This is a genomic window from Proteus appendicitidis (genome assembly GCF_030271835.1).
Classification (GTDB): domain Bacteria; phylum Pseudomonadota; class Gammaproteobacteria; order Enterobacterales; family Enterobacteriaceae; genus Proteus; species Proteus appendicitidis.
In genome coordinates, this window is the sequence record NZ_CP127389.1 from 746,277 (window position 1) to 767,167 (window position 20,891).

Annotated in this window: 18 protein-coding genes; 7 read left to right on the plus strand and 11 right to left on the minus strand. The window is 39.2% G+C overall.

Features of this window, described 5'->3' with window-relative positions:
* The first annotated feature begins 64 nt into the window (after window positions 1-64).
* The 3 genes from phoB (at window position 65) to brnQ (ending at window position 3,893) form a co-directional block, all read left to right on the plus strand.
* Window positions 65-754, plus strand: a complete 690-nt coding sequence (gene phoB / locus QQS39_RS03465) for a phosphate regulon transcriptional regulator PhoB (protein WP_023580900.1) — start codon at window positions 65-67, stop codon at window positions 752-754.
* Window positions 755-777: 23 nt separating this feature from the next.
* Complete coding sequence (phoR, locus tag QQS39_RS03470; RefSeq protein ID WP_151434288.1) at window positions 778-2,076, plus strand: phosphate regulon sensor histidine kinase PhoR; 1,299 nt, start codon at window positions 778-780, stop codon at window positions 2,074-2,076.
* Between the two features lie 479 nt (window positions 2,077-2,555).
* Window positions 2,556-3,893: a branched-chain amino acid transport system II carrier protein gene (gene brnQ, locus QQS39_RS03475; protein ID WP_285805389.1), complete on the plus strand. Its 1,338-nt coding sequence runs from the start codon at window positions 2,556-2,558 to the stop codon at window positions 3,891-3,893.
* 61 nt (window positions 3,894-3,954) lie between these two features.
* On the opposite strand, the gene QQS39_RS03480 is transcribed toward brnQ, so the two are convergent.
* The 11 genes from QQS39_RS03480 to QQS39_RS03530 form a co-directional block, all read right to left on the minus strand.
* Window positions 3,955-5,241, minus strand: a complete 1,287-nt coding sequence (locus tag QQS39_RS03480) for a type II toxin-antitoxin system HipA family toxin (RefSeq protein ID WP_151434290.1) — start codon at window positions 5,239-5,241, stop codon at window positions 3,955-3,957.
* Window positions 5,231-5,524 (minus strand): helix-turn-helix domain-containing protein, encoded by a 294-nt coding sequence (locus tag QQS39_RS03485; protein WP_285805390.1) that lies wholly within the window; start codon window positions 5,522-5,524, stop codon window positions 5,231-5,233. Before QQS39_RS03485 ends, QQS39_RS03480 begins: the two co-directional genes overlap by 11 nt.
* Before the next feature lie 115 nt (window positions 5,525-5,639).
* A complete protein-coding gene (ydhT, locus tag QQS39_RS03490; RefSeq protein WP_285805391.1) occupies window positions 5,640-6,608 on the minus strand; it encodes a protein YdhT in 969 nt (322 codons plus the stop codon).
* 25 nt (window positions 6,609-6,633) lie between these two features.
* Entirely contained in the window at window positions 6,634-7,431 is a 798-nt protein-coding gene (gene phsC / locus QQS39_RS03495) for a thiosulfate reductase cytochrome B subunit (protein WP_285805392.1), read from the minus strand.
* Window positions 7,428-8,099, minus strand: coding sequence for a 4Fe-4S dicluster domain-containing protein (locus QQS39_RS03500; RefSeq protein WP_100159217.1), 672 nt, complete (start codon window positions 8,097-8,099; stop codon window positions 7,428-7,430). The genes phsC and QQS39_RS03500 overlap by 4 nt, the downstream gene beginning before the upstream one ends.
* 66 nt (window positions 8,100-8,165) lie before the next feature.
* Window positions 8,166-8,882 (minus strand): YdhW family putative oxidoreductase system protein, encoded by a 717-nt coding sequence (locus QQS39_RS03505; protein ID WP_285805393.1) that lies wholly within the window; start codon window positions 8,880-8,882, stop codon window positions 8,166-8,168.
* 19 nt (window positions 8,883-8,901) lie between these two features.
* A complete protein-coding gene (locus QQS39_RS03510) occupies window positions 8,902-11,004 on the minus strand; it encodes an aldehyde ferredoxin oxidoreductase (RefSeq protein WP_285805394.1) in 2,103 nt (700 codons plus the stop codon).
* A 52-nt stretch (window positions 11,005-11,056) separates the two neighbouring features.
* Window positions 11,057-11,686 carry a ferredoxin-like protein gene (locus tag QQS39_RS03515; protein ID WP_151434295.1) on the minus strand — a complete coding sequence of 210 codons (630 nt, stop codon included), beginning with the start codon at window positions 11,684-11,686 and terminating at the stop codon, window positions 11,057-11,059.
* A gap of 614 nt (window positions 11,687-12,300) precedes the next feature.
* Window positions 12,301-14,061, minus strand: coding sequence for a gamma-glutamyltransferase (gene ggt, locus QQS39_RS03520; protein WP_285805395.1), 1,761 nt, complete (start codon window positions 14,059-14,061; stop codon window positions 12,301-12,303).
* Window positions 14,062-14,365: 304 nt separating this feature from the next.
* Window positions 14,366-14,968, minus strand: a complete 603-nt coding sequence (locus QQS39_RS03525; RefSeq protein WP_151434297.1) for a peroxiredoxin C — start codon at window positions 14,966-14,968, stop codon at window positions 14,366-14,368.
* A gap of 525 nt (window positions 14,969-15,493) precedes the next feature.
* Window positions 15,494-16,081 (minus strand): acyl carrier protein phosphodiesterase, encoded by a 588-nt coding sequence (locus QQS39_RS03530; RefSeq protein ID WP_285805396.1) that lies wholly within the window; start codon window positions 16,079-16,081, stop codon window positions 15,494-15,496.
* Window positions 16,082-16,188: 107 nt separating this feature from the next.
* Between QQS39_RS03530 and queA the strand changes: the two genes are divergently transcribed.
* The 4 genes from queA to secD all read left to right on the plus strand — a co-directional run bounded on the left by queA (window position 16,189) and on the right by secD (window position 20,888).
* Window positions 16,189-17,262, plus strand: a complete 1,074-nt coding sequence (gene queA / locus QQS39_RS03535; RefSeq protein ID WP_196569316.1) for a tRNA preQ1(34) S-adenosylmethionine ribosyltransferase-isomerase QueA — start codon at window positions 16,189-16,191, stop codon at window positions 17,260-17,262.
* A gap of 182 nt (window positions 17,263-17,444) precedes the next feature.
* Complete coding sequence (gene tgt, locus QQS39_RS03540; protein ID WP_036911729.1) at window positions 17,445-18,587, plus strand: tRNA guanosine(34) transglycosylase Tgt; 1,143 nt, start codon at window positions 17,445-17,447, stop codon at window positions 18,585-18,587.
* Window positions 18,588-18,672: 85 nt separating this feature from the next.
* Window positions 18,673-19,008, plus strand: coding sequence for a preprotein translocase subunit YajC (gene yajC, locus QQS39_RS03545; RefSeq protein WP_006535133.1), 336 nt, complete (start codon window positions 18,673-18,675; stop codon window positions 19,006-19,008).
* Window positions 19,009-19,040: 32 nt separating this feature from the next.
* Window positions 19,041-20,888, plus strand: a complete 1,848-nt coding sequence (gene secD / locus QQS39_RS03550) for a protein translocase subunit SecD (RefSeq protein WP_151434300.1) — start codon at window positions 19,041-19,043, stop codon at window positions 20,886-20,888.
* The last annotated feature ends 3 nt before the right edge of the window (window positions 20,889-20,891 follow it).

Below are 20,891 nucleotides of genomic sequence, written 5' to 3' on the forward strand. Positions count from 1 at the left end.
AAATCTGTCATAAAACTGCATCATAATCATTTTGACCCTCTATATACATTACACAGGATAGAGTATGGCAAGGCGTATTCTTGTTGTTGAAGATGAAACCGCAATTCGAGAGATGATCTGTTTTGTTTTAGAACAAAATGGTTTTCAACCCATTGAAGCAGAAGACTATGATTCTGCATTGAGCTTTCTTATTGATCCTTACCCTGATTTAGTTTTATTAGATTGGATGATCCCCGGAGGATCAGGCTTACAAGTAATAAAACAGATGAAGCGGGAAAGTAATACTCGTGATATTCCCATTATTATGCTAACGGCAAAAGGGGAAGAAGAAGATAAAGTCCAAGGGTTAGAAACGGGAGCTGATGATTATGTTATCAAACCGTTTTCACCTAAAGAGCTTGTTGCCCGAGTGAAAGCGATTTTACGGCGTTTATCACCGATGTCAGCGGAAGATATTATTGAATTCAATGGACTCGGTCTTGATCCTGTTTCTCACCGTGTCACAAGTCAAGATAAGCCGATTGATATGGGACCCACCGAATTTAAACTCCTGCACTTTTTTATGACTCATCCTGAACGCGTATACAGCAGAGAACAACTGCTAAACTACGTTTGGGGAACCAATGTTTATGTCGAAGACCGTACTGTTGATGTGCATATTCGTCGTTTACGTAAGGCTATTGAAGAAGATGGCCATGACAGAATGATACAGACCGTACGTGGAACGGGATATCGTTTCTCTGCCCGTTTCTAAGTCAATATGGGAGTAATCGTCAGGTGTTAGAACGACTATCGTGGAAAGCCCTCGTTTGGGGGCTATGTCTATTTTGCTTACCTGCCTTTATATTATCGCTTTTTATTGGGCATCTTCCTTGGCTGCTGGTGGTATCGCTTCTCAGCGCTCTTGTGTGGCATGCCTATAATTTGCTGAAATTATCTAAATGGTTATGGTTAGATCGCTCTGTATTGCCTCCAGAAGGAAGAGGAGGATGGGAGCCTATTTTTTATGGCATTCGACAGACCCAACAACGTAATCGTAAACGACGCAGAGAATTAGGCGATTTAATTAAACGTTTTAGAAGTGGCGCCGAAAGCTTACCCGATGCTGTTGTGATGATGACAAATGAAGGGAATATTTTTTGGTGTAATAGCCTAGCTCAACATTTATTAGGCTTTCGCTGGCCTGAAGATAACGGGCAAAATATTTTTAACTTATTACGTTATCCTGATTTTTTGCACTATTTTACCGCAGGCGATTTTAGTCGCCCTTTAACCATTTCACTAAATAATGGCTCTATTGTTGAATTCCGTGTGATGCCATATAGCGAAGATCAGCGCTTGATGGTGGCGCGTGACGTGACAGAAAAAAATAAACTAGAAAACTCACGACGTGACTTTTTTGCTAATGTCAGTCACGAGTTAAGAACACCGTTAACCGTTATTCAAGGTTATCTTGAAATGATGGAAGAAAATAGCGTAACAAAACCCGCAGAGCATAAGGCGATAGTCACGATGCAAGAGCAAGCTAAACGGATGGATACGCTTGTTCAGCAACTCTTACAACTTTCTCGTATTGAATCTGCTCCTCATATTGATTTAAACAAGATTGTTGATATTCCTGCTATTTTGGCTTTATTACAACAAGAAGCGAACTCACTTAGCCAAGGTCAACATCAGATTGTTTTTGATATTGATGAACAGTGGGCAGTTCGTGGTAATGAAGAGCAATTGCGTAGTGCAGTTTCTAATTTAGTGTATAACGCCATTAATCACACTGAAGAAGGCACAACAATCAACGTGAGTTGGAAGAAAATCCCCCAAGGCATGTTATTTAGTGTTTCAGATAATGGGGCGGGGATCAGCGCTGAACATTTAACTCGTCTAACAGAGCGTTTTTATCGCGTTGATAAAGCTCGCTCTCGTCATTCTGGTGGTACTGGGTTAGGTTTGGCGATTGTGAAAAAATCGTTGCTCCATCATCACTCTCAATTGAATATTGAAAGTAAAGTCGGTGTTGGGAGCACGTTCTCTTTTATCCTTCCTCAAACATTGCTTACTGCTAAAAAAACACACTAACAGTATGTCTTTTTTAAAGCCTTTATCACTTGTATTTAATTGGTGATAGAGGCTTTTTTATCCCTTTCTTAATCTTTTTAATATCAATGAAAACTAATATCGTAGCGTTAAATTTTAATATTATTAATTAATGCTAACTTTAAATGATACCGATATTCAATATTATTGGTGGAAAAATGCACAAATCATATCATGTATATTCGATGATATATGACAGTTATAACTAGTGCTGAAAAATAGTTTAGATGATTATTCTGGTTTTTGGATTAGCTATTGCCTTTTTTCATTATAAAAGTTTTACTTGTGACCAGTTATCGGCGATTTTTTCTATTTAGCACTTAATTGCTCTATATGAAATGATTATATATGGATATTATCCTAAATAATGATGGCATGAGTCTAAATAGATATTGTTGATTTTATGTTGCGCTATATTGGCGCAATTTCACCATTATTGTAACTATATATTAACAAAACTTATGGCACATAGATTAACTTCCAGAGATATTCTGGCATTAGGGTTTATGACATTCGCCCTATTTGTTGGCGCTGGCAATATTATTTTTCCTCCAATGGTGGGTTTACAATCAGGCGAATTTGTTTGGACTGCTGCAATTGGCTTTTTGATCACCGGGGTTGGTTTACCTGTTTTAACGGTTGTCGCATTGGCAAAAGTCGGTGGGGGTATTGAGGCATTAAGCACCCCTATTGGTAAATCAATGGGATTATTATTAGCTATTGTTGCCTATCTTGCTGTGGGACCTCTTTTCGCCACGCCTCGTACTGCAACGGTTTCTTTTAAAGTAGGTATTGCTCCTTTAGTGGGTGATACAGAAATGTCATTACTGATTTATAGCATTGTCTATTTCTTAATTGTGATTGGTATTTCACTTTATCCGGGAAAATTGCTAGACAGTGTTGGTCATATTCTCGCACCGATTAAAATTCTGGCATTAGCAATATTAGGTATTGCTGCAATATTTTGGCCTGCTGGTGGTGCTATTCCGGCTACTGATGCTTATCGTGATATGGCGTTGACTCAGGGCTTTATTAACGGTTACCTCACCATGGATACATTGGGCGCTATGGTTTTTGGTATTGTTATTGTTAATGCGGCTCGCTCTCGAGGTATTGATAATTCCTCACTGTTAACACGTTATACTATGTGGGCGGGAATTATTGCTGGCGTATTATTAACTCTGATCTATTTGAGTTTATTTAAATTAGGCTCTAGCAGTGGCAGTATTATTCCGGGTGCTCAAGATGGCGCTGATATTTTACATGCTTATGTTCAGTACACTTTCGGCAATTTTGGTAGCTTCTTCTTAGCCGTACTGATTTTCTTAGCCTGTATGGTGACCGCTGTTGGCTTAACGTGTGCATGTGCAGAGTTTTTTAGCCGTTATTTGCCTATCTCTTATCGTGTATTAGTGTTGATCTTGGCGGTATTCTCAGCCGTTGTATCAAACTTAGGATTAAGCAAACTTATTGAGTTTTCTATTCCTGTATTGATTATGATTTATCCGCCTTGCATTGTGATTATTTTAATGAGTTTCACATTACGTTTATGGAATAATCCAAGTCGTATTATCGCACCGGCAATGGCGGTTAGCTTATTTTTCGGTATTTTTGATGCAATAAAAGCCTCTGACTATCTGAAACATTTATTACCAGACTGGGCAACTAAATTGCCATTAAGTGAACAGGGATTAGCATGGCTCATTCCCGTAGTGGTGACGATTGTTGTGTGCGGTATTTACGATAAAGTTGCAGGCTCTCAGAGTAAAAAAGCACTCCAGACGAAAGTGACTAAATAAGCGATAAAGCACATTGATTTAAACGTGAAAAGGGAAACGAAAGTTTCCCTTTTTGTTGGAATTAAAGTAAGTGCTGGTTCTCTTTTAAACGGTCAGCCAGTGTTTTTTCTATATCTGTTTGTACTAATTTTGATACATCATATTCTTTGGCAAGTGATGAGAATCGAGCAATAACATCAACTGTATGATGAATATACGCTTGTGCTTGTTGCCAATTTTCAAAACCTGCTATTTCAGCAAGCTGCTTTATTGTCTTTAATGGTGGTTTTTTACCATACCCGCCAAATGAAGTGATATGCTCATTTCTTGGATTGGGATTATAGGTCACATCATAAAAAGGTGCCGGCTCCCAGTGCCCATCATCATATTGTAAAAATGACCAGTTTTTACTGTGATCATCTTGATTAGAGACGAATAGATTAAAAATAGCTCGTCTAAACTGGAGTTGTCCGGCTGAAACTGATTTGCATAGTACGCGGTTTACTTTAATTAAATCTTCGTAATCCAAAGAAGGTAGCCTAAAATCAGCATCTAATAATCCGCATGCACTGTGCATGATTAAACGCCCTGATTTACCAGAACTATTTGTGACACGATCAAAACATTTTAGCGCTAACCAAGATTTTCCGTCATTGTTTTTAGGAACATTAATAAGTTGCCATTGTGGAGGATTTAGCTCTAACTCTTTTGCTAGAATGAGATAGATCGCTTCACATAGCCCTTCATCATGGCCAAGAGGTAAGTTTTTAGACGTAAATTTGATCAGCCATGATTCATCACCTTCTTCTTCATACGTTTTACATTGATTAAAATTTCCTTGTTTAAAATAAAGCAACGCTTTAGGCCTAGCGCCACCAGAACTACCAACAATAGCAAGTTCAGATAAAACAATTTCCGTTTGACCATCAAATACAGCTTGTGCTTCTAAACCTAAATTAATCAAATCAACTTCAAACTGTTCATCTATTTGATAGTCAGAGGCTGGTAAATAAGATAATCCTCCCATACCTTTATTACCAACAAATGCTAACCTGTCCATCGTCGTAATTTCATGCGGTTGTATACCATGTTGGCGGAATATTCTATCTTGCAATAAGCGCCCCCATCCATCAGGCAAACTATCCGAGAAAAGCCCTTGCAAATTACCATGAGGTTTTTTAGGGGCTATTTGTAAATCCGTATTATTCTGTAGATTAAAAGGTGAACTATTACCAAATTGTGTTAAGTAATGCGCATCATATTGAAAAAATACACCACTATGGTTTTGTACCAATGTTCCCATTAAAACGGAATCACCTGTAGATAACGTCCGTGTTACATTTAGCTTTTGTATTGGTTTAAAACTCATCTTGTAACACCTCTTCAATAGTCCTTGGCATACGTGGCTTATTCACTTTCTTAGGATCAACAACCGCATAAAGATTATTTAAATCATCAAGGCATTGCCAAAGTAACAGTAACTGGCGTAGTGAAATTTTACCTTGTAACTCAAACTTTTTGATAGTTGAAGCAGGAACTGTACTACGCTCGGCAAGTTGCTCGCGTGACCATTTTTCTTTTTCACGCAACTTTCGTAAATGAGAGGCAAAGGCTCGACTAACATTGAGATCAGTAAGTAATGAGAGTTTCATTTATTAGCCTAAAATAGACACTATAATGTCCAATTATAGCAAAAAATAGCTATTTTGGACATTATAGTGTCTATTTTATTTAAGGGGTGAGTAAGCAGTTTAGCTTAGATTGTCATTAATTTTGATCTGTAGAATACTGTTTTTCTGCCACGGGCCGTTGGTTTTCATCTAAGTAATAATGAACTCCTGCAACAATATCATCTTCACCTTCATAGAAGATTTTAAAGCGAGTACGATTGCCGTCATGATAAGCAATTACTGCACTGCCGCCTTTTCCTAGGCAGAACTGATGGAGGCTACCTGTTGATATACAAATACTGTTATCGCCAGATACTGTGACTTTACAGTTATCGCCTGTGTTGATTGCTACAGCGTTTTTTCCAGTAACATTGATTTGTGCTAAATCACCAGTGTTGGTGATTTTTGCTCGATCTTGAGAGGCAGTAATGAAATTACGCATACCACTGTTTGCGATATGAACGCCATTGCCTGAGGCATAAATTTTGACATCATTGCCACTATTACAAATGCGGGATCGTCCTCCTAAGCTGCCAATACGGCATTGATTACCCGTATTACATACCTTTCCTGCAAAACCAGTATTTATCAATTGATTGCTATAACCTGTGTTGGCAATGCTATTTTCATCGCCAGAAAAAGCCACCATATTATTACTTCCACATAAAGCCAGATCGGTGCTTAATTGCTGACTTTTTAAGACTAATTGGTGCCATTCGGTCGCAAATTGAATATTTTCAGATGTTGGCAACGTGCTGTGATATGGCTGGCGTTGTAATGTCACACCTTGTTGTTGTTCATTGCCGAGCAGGAACAAGATGTTTTCCATGACTTCTTGTTCCTGTTTGGCAAAGGATGCTTCACTAAAATGACGTAAATAAATATATTGAATAAAGCTTTCTATCCACTGTGTACGATGCTGTTTTATTAACTCACTATGGATAGCACTGTAAGTACCTCCATCAGGAAAATAACGCAAAAACCAACGATAAAGCGAAGTTGAGACATGCAGTTGCCGTAAGTCTTCTTTTGTTAATCTAATATTTTCCTTTGAAGGGACTGACATATAAGCTCCTTAATCCATGTATTAATTAGTGTCTATGGTAACCGTCAACCATACTGCGAAAAGTTTGGAATGGTGTTTTTCCTGTTGTACACAGATAAAGGTGACCAATGATAAAAAAGACACTACATATAGCTAATATTTGGTGTGCGATTAATAACCATGCTTTAAACATCACGGCATCAGCAGGAATAAATGCTGGATTTTGTAGTAAAACACCTGTTATTAAAAGTAATGGAACTAATGCATACATCACCCCTAAATAAGCCATTTGTTGCAGTGGATTAAACTTAACATTGGGTGTTGCTGGGAAGGGGTGATCTTCTCCTTTGATAATACCGTAGAGATAAAAACGCGTTTGCATAAAGGCGCGGTGAAACCAGTTTTTGCCATCAATACGGTAAAACTTACCATTGCCACCAACGAGATTAATAAGGACAAAGGATAACCAGCACACTAAGAGCAGATAACCGCAGATTTCATGCACGTTAACTAATAACGCAGTATCGTGAGCAGAAAGTAGGGCGAAATGGTTAATGCCACCACTAAGCAGCAACAGAATAAATAAAGAGGCATTACTCCAGTGCCACAAACGCACGGCTTTAGAGTAAAGATAGAGCTTCTCTTCTTTATGCGACTCACCGTGTGGTGTGGCAAAGTGATAACGTAAAAAACCATGAAGTGCGAGCACCAGTAGCATGCCAATAAATAATACACCTGCGACAATTAGCCAGAGGGGCAAATAATCAGGCGTATAGATTAAAACATACTCTTTTAGTGCAGCTTGGAATTGAGCACTGTCTGGCATTGTATTGACGATACTCATACTTTACCCTCCTCTTGAACATGAGGCCCTACACGGCGATAGAGATGTGGTTTTCCTACACCATCAAGTTGATAAATATAGTAATCGTGTGTTTTGAGCCATTCTTGAATTTGAGGGCTGTCTTCTCTGCCAAATAACAAGGCATTTTGTGGACAAGCGCTCACACAAATTGGTGGGAAACCTTTTTGTAATCGAGACTCAAGACAAAAATCACATTTATCAGCGACATGTGTCACAGGGTTAAGATAACGAACTTGGTATGGGCATGCCGATATACAATAGCTACAACCAATGCATTTCTCTTTATTAACACGAACAATGCCATTGGTTTCATCACGCCAAGAAGCACCTGTAGGACAAACCGAGATACAAGGGGCATCTTCACATTGTTGGCAAGAGTGTCTAAAGAAATGGTATTTATCGTTATCTTCTTTGAGGCTTAATGGAATATGAGCAATGTCCATCCGAGCCATTCCATTGGGTACTTTATTTAATCGACGACATGCAGTGGCACAGATATTACAGCCATTACAGAGCGTCTCATCGTGGATCATGGCATAGCGGATAGGTTTTTTTTCTGCAGTTGCTGCAAGCGCACTTCCTAGTGGCGCACTGAAAAAAATGACCGATCCCATACCAGCTACAAATTTACGGCGAGAAACACGCATTATTTTTGCTCCTCAGTCTGATGATGTTGTAATACCCACATCGAATTTTGTTGATAAGACAGAACGTTAAGGATTTTCATGTTGTTCTACCTCAATCCATTCAGTTAAGCCTCGTGCTTTGCCGTAACTCATTAACGTATTACTAAAGAGATAAGGGGCATCGTTGGACGCTAAAACTTGCTGAATATCCTGAAAATCAGGGTGGGTTTTCATCAGTGTCAGTGCATCTTCAATCTCTGAAGCCGTGTAATTAAAAGGTTCAGACATCAACATGCTTTGCTTCAATGGTCGAGGATAGGTTTCGCATTCAAAACGAACCACACCTGCAATTGCTGTACAAATATCCGCGTGGCGGTTTAATAATTGCAGTTGTGCGAAGTTATCTGACATAAATTCATCAGAGTAGAAATAATCCTCGCCATTGAGACTTAAATGGGCAATATCAATAAACTCGTCACTCTTTAACGCAGTTTCTAACTGCACAATATCCTCTTCAGTCAGAGAATAGGGTGCATCATACAGCGTTGAAATTGCTAATAGTTCACCTTCTTTTGAGCATTGACGTATCGCATTCGCGAGATGTTGTTCGGCAGATAATTCGGCTATCTCTGCAACAGGTTCTTCTGCAATATCCGTTGAGGTGTTAGAAGCGTGTCCAACACCTATTTTTGATAGTGGCAGTAACCAACGGCGACGAGAAATGTCAGGTTGCTCTAAAGCAATATCTGCATCATCAGCGATATCTTGTGGTATAGAAGCCGATGCACTTTGTTCTATCATCATGATCTCCTTCTTTTACCCATTAACTTGGTAATAAACCACGAGACGCTAAATCGTCCGCAACATCTTGTAATCCAAGGCGAACCAAAGTTTCTTTTGTTGGGCAACCTAATTGTGGGTCCCAGCCCATTTCTTCATAGAACAGAGTGAGAGAAAGTTGCATATCTTCTCTGTCCATTTTGTCTGTACCTTCAGTAAAGACTGGAATATCAGGATCTTTATCAAATACCCATGAACAGATTTGGTCATGCTCATTGCGCATATCCATGGTGTTCATTAATTTAACGGTATAAGCGCGGTGTAAGGTGAAAATACGCTCTGAGGCTAAATCTAAATCTTTAGATGTGGTTGGTTCGCCGGTAATAGCCGTAAAGAATTTGGCTTCCATTTCTAAGTCACCACGATAATTACGGCTCTTATGAGGAGAAACCGTCATTGGCCATACCCAGTTACACAAGGTGACGGCATCGTGTAAGCAACTACGTAAAATTGTCCACTTGGTATAAGCAATTTTGGCTTTATTGATTGGTGTATAGTTTTTGGTTTCATCAAACGCATCACCAGAGCCAAACAGTTCACCGGCAATCTCTTTTTGCAATTTTAGGGGTAAACCACTGCCGATATAGTTGATATGGGTATGTGTCATCGCATCGCGGTTAAACATACAGTTAACGATAGAACCAACTTGAGCCGATGCTTCATTTGCGTGGTGAATTGGGAAGCCCATTGGTGACCAAAGTTTATTTTTTTTGTTACCCCAATACTCTTCACCTAAATTCCAGCGCTGTGCAATGAGATAAGAGCCATCAGCAAGGTGGCTAAACTCACCTTTACGATGCGCTAAACGGTAATAGAAGTCTTTGATAAATTCTGGATTACCTTCTTCAAGCTTATCCCAAGGAATATCGTTATATTCTTCTTCTGAAAGCACACGTTTAAAGACGCCGTGGGTGTAGCAATAAGTGAAGTCACGATGAAGTTGACCGTAGTTACACCATAATCCCATATCATCAAAAATATTTAGACCAACAAGGTTACCAACAACGTTACCATCTCCTTTTTTCTCAATATCTTTAGGGCCATTAGGGAAAATAGTTGTGTGAACGAAGTTAGCGACACAAGTGTTACCACCTGTTTGTGGTACACCAAATTTTTTCGCTTGTGGAACATTGAGTTGAGACATACAACGGATAGGGCAAGAGTGGCATCCTCCCATTTTCACGGTGTATTCTTCTGCTGCTGGGCCTAAGTCAAAGGTGGATTTCATGGTTCTGAAGCCGACAGTATTGATATCACCAGGAGGAATTTCACCTGTTTCAATTGGGCCACCTTCAGCCGCTCCCCAATACAGCCCTTTACGTGCAGTCCAACGAGAACCTGGATCTGAATATTCAGCCCAAGATTGTGGTGTACTTGGTACAACGTGGTTGTTATTAGAGCCAATGAGTTGCGTCATCATGTAGTCGTTAAGCTCTTTTAACGCTTTACGATCAGCAACATTAACGCCACGGCTACCTTCGACAACAATCGCTTTTAATTTTTTAGCACCTAAGACGGCACCAACACCTGCACCACCACTGTGGTTGCGGCTATTAATAATGCCAGATAAAGGTACGAGGTTTTCACCCGCAGGACCAATGGTAGCGACACAAGCTTCAGGGCTAGTTTGCGCACACAGTTCTTCTGTGGTTTGACGCACACCTTTACCCCATAAGAAAGAGGCATCTTCAATAGAAACTTGGTCATCATCAATATGGACCCAAACAGGTTTATCTGATTTACCTTCAATAATCAGAGCGTCATAGCCTGCAAACTTCATCCATGCTGCGAAAAATCCACCCATATGAGCATCAACAACGAGATTGCCACGAGTGAATGTGGAAAGAGAGGTGATATTGACGCGGGAGCTACAAGGTGCGCCAGATCCAGTTAAAGGACCTACCGCAAAGACAACTTTGTTTTCTTCATCAAAAGGTTTAACGCCGGGGGCAACTTCTTCGTACATAATTTTGTAGCCAAAGCCCATACCACCAATTAAGGATTTATATTGGCTTGAGCTTTCACGAGTGATGGCACCGGTAGTTAAATTGATCCTTAGAATATTTCCAGTCCAGCCGTTAGTCATAATATTGCTTCCTAATCTAAATGTGGGTCAGTGATGTGATTGTCTGGATTTATTAAATAGTAATTTCTTTCCATTCAATGATTTGCAGAGCACCTGTTGGACACGCGGATGCACACTCACCACATAAATTGCATTTTCCGGATTTTTTAGTTTGTGGATTGACGGTAGCCATCATCCACGGGCAAGCTGTTGTACAGGCGGCACAACCAATACAACGACGAGTATCAACGACAATACAGCCGAACTCTTCTTGATAACGGATAGCTTTGACTGGGCAGACCTTCATACATTCAGGATCTTTACATTGGCGACATGTATCCGTTGTAAAGTTTAAATCGCCATAAAGCCCCCCACCGGAGCCAATACCTTTATCACCAAAATAAAAATGACGATGGATTTTTGTGCGTGAAAAGAATGATCCAACGCTTCCATCATTCCATGTTGTACATGCTGTTTCGCAGCGGTGGCATCCTGTGCAACGCGCTCTATTTGTGACTAAAACGCCTTTAGGTGTTGTGGTTAATTGAATTATTCCGCTGTCTATTTCTTCTTGTTTACAACCTAAAAGAGAAAGCAATGCGGGTGCTATTGTGATCCCTGCAAGCCCTTTACCGGATATTCGCAGAAACTCTAGTCTTGATAGTCCAATATCTAATATTGGACGATGATGTGTATCAGACATTAATATTTATCTCCGCTTAACTAATTTTATTAAGAAATAAGTTGTGATGATAAATTCTTTATTTACCCACTTGCTTTATCGTTATATAAAAAATATAATAACGGTATCGTTAGCAGATAGATTATAGATTTCAACTCTTTTTATGATTAAAAGACACGTTGTAAGAAAATGTTAAATATTTGTGTTTACAATGTGTTATCTCCATTTTTTACGTATTTTTATTATCCTCTTTGATAGTGTGGGTATTAATAAATTAATACTGTGACTGTTATCATAGAAATAAAAACATCGAGTGTTATTAATTTTATTTAATTAAATGATTATTATTTTTATCTGTAATTAAGAAAGAGAATAAATACCATTTATATATATTCTATTATTGAAATTAAATTAAAGGTGATTTGTTCTTTTATTTTATTTGATATTATTATTTTAATAATAAATTGATATTCGATATTAATTATCGATTAAATGAAATGTGAGTTTTGATTATTATTAATAGCTGTAAATATGAATAAATTGTAAAACCATGACTAGATCATTTTTATAAAAAAAGAAACCTTATCTAATTAAGAGAAGGTTTCTTTCATTTGTTTTATCATTTGGTTTTATGGTTAGTAACCCACTGCTTTACCCGCAGGGCGACGCACATCATTTGATCCATAAAGATAACCTTCACGTACAGCACCAGAAACAGCAGAATCATTACCTGATGAAGCTGGGATCACACCTTCTTCTCCGGGAAGTCCAACCATAATCAGCTCAGCGGCTCCCCATGGTGTTTGTTCTACCATTTTATATCCCATGGCAGAGAGTTTTTCTAACGTGTCTTTTGATAATCCTCGTTGTTCATAATAAACCTCATCTGGTAACCATTGGTGGTGAATACGAGGGCTATTAACGGCTTCTTGTGGTGGCATACCAAATTCAATAATATTCAGTGCGGTTTGTAAGGTGATTGAGATAATACGAGAACCTCCCGGTGATCCTAAAATAAGGAAAGGTTTGCCTTCTTTAGTCACAATCGTTGGGCTCATTGACGACAATGGGCGTTTTAATGGTGCAATGCTATTGCGCTCACCTTGTACTAAACCATAGAGATTTTTTTCGCCGACTTTGGTTGTAAAATCATCCATCTCATTATTGAGGAAAAATCCGGTTCCCGGTGCGATGACAACAGCACCAAAACGACCATTTATAGTGTAAGTGGTTGACACTGCGTTACCATCTTTATCTATAACTGAGTAGTGTGTTGTTTCAAGGCTTTCATGAGGCGCGATACCGGGTTGTACATTTTCTGATGGTGTGGCTTTGTTGGGTTTTATTTGTTGGCGAATTTCTGTGGCATAAGCTTTGCTGAGTAACTTTTCTGTTGGATTGTTAATAAATTGAGGATCACCAAGAAAAGTGTTTCTGTCCATATAAGCATGACGCATTGCTTCCGTTAGAGTATGAACATATTCCGCTGAATTAAAACCCATCGATTTAAGATCATAACCTTCCAAAATATTCAGTGTTTGGCAGATAGTGACTCCGCCTGAACTTGGAGGTGGGGCAGAAATAAACTCATAACCTCGGTAAGTACAGGTGATAGGTTTGGTTTCTGTAATAGTAAAATTAGCAAAATCTTCTTGAGTTAACAGTGCATTATGTTGTTTCGACGCTTCTTCAACTTTTTTAGGGATCTCGCCTTGGTAAAATGCGTCAGAGCCTTGGTTTGCGATGAGTTCCAATGTATTGGCTAAGTCAGTTTGAATTAGGCGATCACCGGGTTGCCACGGTGTTCCATCTGGTTTCAAGAAAATTTTTGCCGACTCAGGATCTTGTTTAAAGCGCTCTGTTGTTGTTTCTAATACATCAGTATCGGCACGCGTTAAAATATAGCCTTCTCTTGCAAGTTTAATCGCAGGTGCCATCACTTCTTGGCGTGAAAGGGTGCCGTATTTCTCTAATGCGGAATTTAATCCTTTTACTGTACCGGGTACTCCTGAGGCGAGATAGCCATAAAGACTGGCATCTTTCACTAAATTTCCGTCTTTATCTAAATACATATTTTTAGACGCAGAAGCGGGTGCAGTTTCTCTGAAATTAATAAAGGTATTTGTGCCATCAGCAAGGTGTATTGTCATAAAACCACCGCCACCAATATTACCGCAACAGGCATTAACGACAGCTTGTGCATAACCAACTGCAACAGCGGCATCAATCGCATTTCCCCCTTTTTGTAAAATATCACTTCCAACTTGTGAGGCTAAATGTTGAGAAGAGACAACCATTCCATGCTGCGCTTCAACAGCGGGTTCATAGGCAGCATAAAGTGAATGTGAAAAAAGGGCTGTGAGTAACAGTAGATGAGTTTTTTTTATACTAATCATTATTATCCCCATTAATAACAGTGAGTTATATTGAATAACGACAAATAAAAATAGATGTGTATACGCTGTTATTAATATTAATTAACAATTGCGTAACAATAAGTATAGAGAGCGGTTATTGGTGAGGAGAATTTTTTTTGATGTGATGATCACAAAATCATCTTTAAGCAGACAAACAATAATCTTGCGTATAACAAATTGTAATAATAAATAGAATTGATAAGAGATAAATAGATAAGTGCTGAATAAATAAAAAAAGCCTGTTTTTCACAGGCTTTTAGAAAAATAGTAGCTTACTGAAATATTACAGTTTGCCAGAGTTTGCTTTCAGGTATTTAGCAACGCCATCTGGAGATGCGCCCATACCTTCTTGACCTTTTTCCCACTGTGCAGGGCAAACTTCACCGTGTTCTTCGTGGAATTGCAGTGCATCAACCATACGGATCATTTCGTCGATATTACGACCTAATGGCAGATCGTTAACGACTTGGTGACGAACAACGCCTTCTTTGTCAATCAGGAATGAACCACGCAGAGCAACGCCAGCTTCTGGGTGTTCGATACCGTAAGCTTTGATAATGTCATGTTTGATATCAGCAACCATTGGGTATTTAACTTCACCAATACCGCCATCATCAATTGGCGTTTTACGCCATGCGTTATGAACGAATTCTGAGTCCATAGAAACACCGATGATTTCTACGCCACGTTTTTTGAATTCGTCAAAACGGTGATCAAATGCAATCAGCTCTGAAGGGCAAACGAAAGTGAAATCCATTGGCCAGAAGAAAATAACGGCAGGTTTGCCTTTGATAAATGAATGCAGGTTGAAATCGTTAACAATCTCACCATTACCTAAAACGGCAGCAGCTGTGAAATCAGGGGCTTTGCGAGTAACCAGAACCATAATGTACTCCTGTAAATTGAAAGAGTTTGTACTCGTCATATTTCAAGTTGTAGCGTTGTTGACTGCGTTCATTCGCACTAGTCACATACTCTTGTATGCTCCTAGCGACTCATTCACTTGTCGCCTAGCTACACCTCGAACTATTTAGAGTAAATTCAGGATGTGTACCCTGTTTTTATTCGTCATATTTCAAGTTGTAGCGTTATCTTGAACTATTTAGAGTAAATTCAGGGGGGTACCCTGTTTTTAAATGATGCATACAGCATAAATAATCAATCGCTATTGATAAAGTTAAACAGAACAATCTATTTGATAGATTGTAGCTATCAACTTAATACAACAAAGTAGGATTATTTATGACTCCTTGTATAGCGATTCATTCTAATCAACTTTGAAAATGAATACTATGCTTGTTAACAAATCGTTACGAATAATATGATAAATTGACTGAGTATCTTTTTGATATATCAAATGTAATCCTACAAGATGACAAAAAGATGAAATCCAAAATGGTAGTTAAATGTATCAGTCATCAAGTTGGTGATGCTGTGCTCTTTCTAGCAATTGTGGATAAAACTGCCAAAAAATCTCACTTAATTCATCGTAATGAGTTTCGAGTACGATATAAGAGCCTGCGAGTGCGCTTAATCGTGGTCTTCTTCTCGCCATGCCTTTCAATGTTTGAGCAATATATGCCTTATCAGCATAACGAATTAACCAAGATTGTGACCATAGATACTCATTAAGCTCTTGGAATTTTTCAGGTGTTTGCCATAAATCAGGTTCAATAATATTTCGGGTCTTGGTGACAAATTCTGCCAACGGCATATTTGGTTCAAATTTCAACCAATTTAAAGAAAGAAAATGATCCCAAAAAACATCTAAAGTAATTGGCGAAACTCGGCGATATTCATCAGGAAATAAAAGGCGAGCTTGTTTGACTAATGGATGAGTGTCAGTAAGCACATCAATACGTCTATGCATACGAATGCCCTCAATAACAGCTTGGCTGTAATTAGAGCTAGGTGCGCCTTTAACGTAATCTGCCATCATATTGCCTAATAGAGAGCTTTTTGCTCTAAAGGCCAGATGTAAGTGAGCAAGATAATTCATCACAGCATCATAGCGCTTTTTGAATAAAAAAGGGCTTCTTTCTTGCACTGATAAGCTGGCAGCACTAGACTAGTCCGCCTGTTTTTTATGAAAGTAGTCGTTTAATTATGCGTGTATCAGACTTTACATTTGAATTGCCAGAAGCTTTGATTGCTCACTATCCACAACCTCAACGCAGTGGTTGTCGTTTGCTCTCTTTAGAAGGTGAGACTGGTGCTTTATCACACGGTATTTTTACCGATGTATTAGATAAAATAAATGCCGGTGATCTGCTGGTTTTTAATAATACGCGCGTGATCCCTGCGCGTATTTATGGGCGTAAAGCGTCAGGTGGTAAAATCGAAGTGTTAGTTGAGCGTATGCTTGATGAACATCGCGTTCTTGCTCATGTTCGAGCCTCTAAATCACCGAAAGAAGGCGCTGCGCTTGTGTTAGGTGAAGATGAAAGTGTACAAGCAACTATGGTTGCGCGTCATGATACGCTTTTTGAAATTCGCTTTGATGATGAAAGAGATGTTCTTACTATCCTAAATAGTATTGGGCATATGCCTTTACCTCCTTATATTGATCGTCCTGATGAAGAATCTGATAAAGAGCTTTATCAAACGGTTTATAATGAGCGTCCAGGCGCTGTTGCCGCGCCTACTGCGGGATTACACTTTGATGAACCATTACTTCAAGCCTTAAAAGAAAAAGGTGTTGAGATGGCATTTGTCACACTGCATGTTGGGGCGGGAACTTTCCAACCAGTGCGTGTTGATAATATCGAAGAACACACAATGCATTCTGAATACGCAGAAGTACCACAAGAAGTGGTTGATGCTGTATTAGCGTGTAAAGCGCGTGGAAATCGAGTGATTGCGGTAGGGACAACATCTGTTCGCTCATTAGAAAGTGCCGCTAAGGCAACAAAAGATGCGTTAATAGCACCTTTCTTCGATGATACCCAAATCTTTATTTATCCGGGTTATCAATATCAAATTATTGATGCGTTGATTACCAATTTCCATTTACCTGAATCTACTTTAATCATGCTGGTTTCTGCTTTTGCTGGGTATAAAAATACCATGAATGCTTATAAAGAAGCGGTTAAGCAAGAGTATCGTTTTTTCAGTTATGGTGATGCGATGTTTATTACGGGTAATCCTTTAGCTATCAATGAAAAAGTAGGGCAAGAATAAAGATTTATTATTTTTTTAGTGTTTTTCTTCTTTTTATGAATTGTTATTTCAATTTTATTGCTTAATCCCTTTGACTAAGCACGGGTTTTTGTTGAAGTAACATATACAGCCGTCTAACAAATGATTAGAATATGCTGTTTTTTAATGCGCATTGGACTGTTTTTCTGATGCTTGGAGGATGAGTGAAATACGAATTAGACAAAACCGACGGTAATGCTCGTCGCGGTCGCCTTATTTTTGAACGTGGTGTTGTTGAAACACCTGCATTTATGCCAGTGGGTACTTACGGCACAGTAAAAGGAATGACACCTGAAGAAGTGAAAGCGACAGGCGCACAAATTCTTTTAGGTAACACCTTCCACTTATGGTTACGCCCGGGTCAAGAAATCATGAAGTTACATGGTGATTTACATGATTTTATGCAATGGCAAGGTCCTATTTTAACGGATTCAGGCGGTTTCCAAGTCTTTAGTTTAGGCGCAATGCGTAAAATTAAAGAAGAGGGCGTCCATTTCCGTAACCCTATTAATGGCGAAAAGATTTTCTTAAGCCCAGAAAAATCAATGGAAATCCAATACGATTTGGGTTCTGACATTGTGATGATTTTTGATGAGTGTACGCCATACCCTTCAGATTGGGATTATGCGAAAAACTCAATGGAGATGTCATTACGTTGGGCTAAACGTAGTCGTGCGCGCTTTGATGAACTCAATAACAAAAATTCATTATTCGGTATTATTCAAGGCGGTGTTTACGAAGATTTACGTGACATCTCAGTAAAAGGGCTAGTCGAAATTGGTTTTGACGGTTACGCTGTTGGCGGCCTTGCAGTCGGGGAGCCTAAAGAAGATATGCATCGTATTTTAGAGCATGTCTGCCCTCAAATTCCTGCGAATAAACCGCGTTATTTAATGGGTGTTGGTAAACCAGAAGATTTAGTTGAAGGTGTTCGTCGTGGTATTGATATGTTTGACTGTGTTATGCCAACACGAAATGCACGAAATGGCCATCTGTTCGTAACCGATGGTGTTATTAAAATTCGTAATGCGAAACATCGCTCTGATACATCAACGCTTGATGAACATTGTGACTGCTATACCTGTAAAAATTATAGCCGTGCTTATTTACATCATCTTGATCGTTGTAACGAAATTTTAGGTGCAAGGCTGAACACTATCCACAACTTACGTTATTATCAGCGTTTGATGGCTGAAATTCGTCAGTCTATTGAAGACTCGCGTTTTGAAGAGTTTGTACACGAATTCTACGAACGTATTGGAAAACCTGTCCCACCGCTAAATGGCAGTGCGACTAAGTGTGAATAATGTATACGAGAAAGCCCAATACTGTGTATGATATTGGGCTTATAACTTGAATATCGTCGATATCGACAACAATGAGGAAAAGTGAATGAGTTTTTTCATTTCTGATGCTGTTGCTTCTGCTGGACAAGCAGCACCTGAAGCTAGCTTTATGTCTATTTTACCGATGTTAGTGATCTTTATTCTGATTTTCTATTTTATGATCCTACGTCCACAGCAAAAACGTACTAAAGAACATCGTAAACTGATGGATTCTATTGGTAAAGGTGATGAAGTTTTAACGACGGGTGGTTTAATTGGTCGTGTTGTTAAGGTTTCAGATAACGGCTATATCGTTGTTGCTCTGAATGAAACAACTGAAGTAACTATCAAACGTGACTTTGTTGCCGCTGTATTACCTAAAGGCACAATGAAAGCTATTTAATAACATTTCCCCAAAGGGAAAAGGGAACTGCCGTGCTAAACCGTTATCCTTTGTGGAAGTACCTGATGTTGATATTCGCTATCCTCATCGGTCTGCTTTACGCACTTCCTAACCTATATGGAGAGGATCCGGCTGTTCAAATCACTGGCGCGCGGGGAACCGCCGCCAATGAGCAAACACTGGATCAAGTTCGATCTTTATTAGATAAAGAAAAAATTGAAGCGAAATCTATTGCACTTGAAAATGGTGCGATTTTGGCTCGTTTCGGTAACCCTGATATTCAGTTACGTGCTCGCGAAGTGTTGTTGCCTGCATTAGGCGACCAGTTCATTGTTGCACTTAACCTTGCTCCGGCAACACCAAAATGGTTAGAAGCCATTGGTGGGGAGCCGATGAAACTGGGATTAGACTTACGTGGTGGTGTTCACTTCTTGATGGAAGTTGATATGGAAACCGCGTTAGGTAAACTTCAGGAACAAAATGTTGAAAGTCTACGTACATTATTACGTGACGAAGGCATTCCATATTCATCTATCCGTAAAACGGATAACTATGGCGTTGAAATCCGTTTCCGTAATTCGGATGATCGCTCTAAAGCTTCAGATTACCTAACTCGTCGTAATCAAGATCTCATTTTTAGAGATGGTGCAAATAACTCATTAAGAGCTATTTTTACTGACGAACGTTTACGTGATGCGCGTACTTATGCAGTACAGCAAAACATCACAATCTTACGTAATCGTGTTAACCAGTTAGGTGTTGCAGAGCCATTAGTCCAACGTCAAGGTGCTGACCGAATTGTTGTTGAATTACCAGGTATCCAAGATACCGCGCGTGCTAAAGAAATCTTAGGTGCGACAGCAACATTAGAATTCCGTTTAGTCAATACCACTGTTGATCCTTCTGCTTTAGAAACAGGTCGTATTCCGGGTGATTCAGAAGTGAAATATACCCGTGAAGGTAGACCAACTATTCTTTATAAACGCGTTATTTTAACGGGTGACCACATTACTGATTCAACTTCTCAAGCTGATGAATATGGTCAACCTCAAGTGAATATTTCACTTGATAGCGCTGGTGGTTCTATCATGTCTAACTTTACGAAAGACAACGTCGGTAAACCGATGGCGACACTGTTCGTAGAGTATAAAGACAGCGGTAAGCGCGATGAGAATGACCGTGCGGTATTAGTTAAAAGCGAAGAAGTTATCAACGTTGCGAATATTCAGAGTCGTTTAGGAAATAGCTTCCGTATTACGGGTATTTCAAATGCCAATGAAGCACGCCAATTGTCTCTGTTATTACGTGCTGGTGCGTTGATTGCACCTATTCAAATCGTTGAAGAAAGAACGATTGGTCCAACTTTGGGTCTGCAAAATATTACCCAAGGTTTAGAAGCGTGTTTATGGGGTCTGATTGCGTCTGTTGCCTTTATGATAATTTATTATCGTAAATTTGGTGTGATTGCGAGTACTGCATTAATGGCAAACTTAGTGTTAATCGTTGGGGTAATGTCACTATTACCGGGCGCAACACTGACTATGCCGGGTATTGCAGGTATCGTATTAACACTTGCCGTCGCCGTCGATGCCAACGTACTGATAAACGAACGTATCAAAGAAGAGTTACGTAATGGACGTTCAGTACAACAAGCAATCCATGAAGGTTATAAAGGTGCCTTCTCCAGTATTATTGATGCGAACTTAACCACATTAATTACAGCTGTGATCCTTTATGCAGTCGGTACAGGCTCAATTAAAGGCTTTGCTATCACAACTGCAATCGGGGTTGCAACATCCATGTTTACCGCTATCGTCGGTACTCGTGCGATTGTAAACCTGTTGTATGGTGGTAAACGCGTTAAGAAACTGTCTATTTAAGGA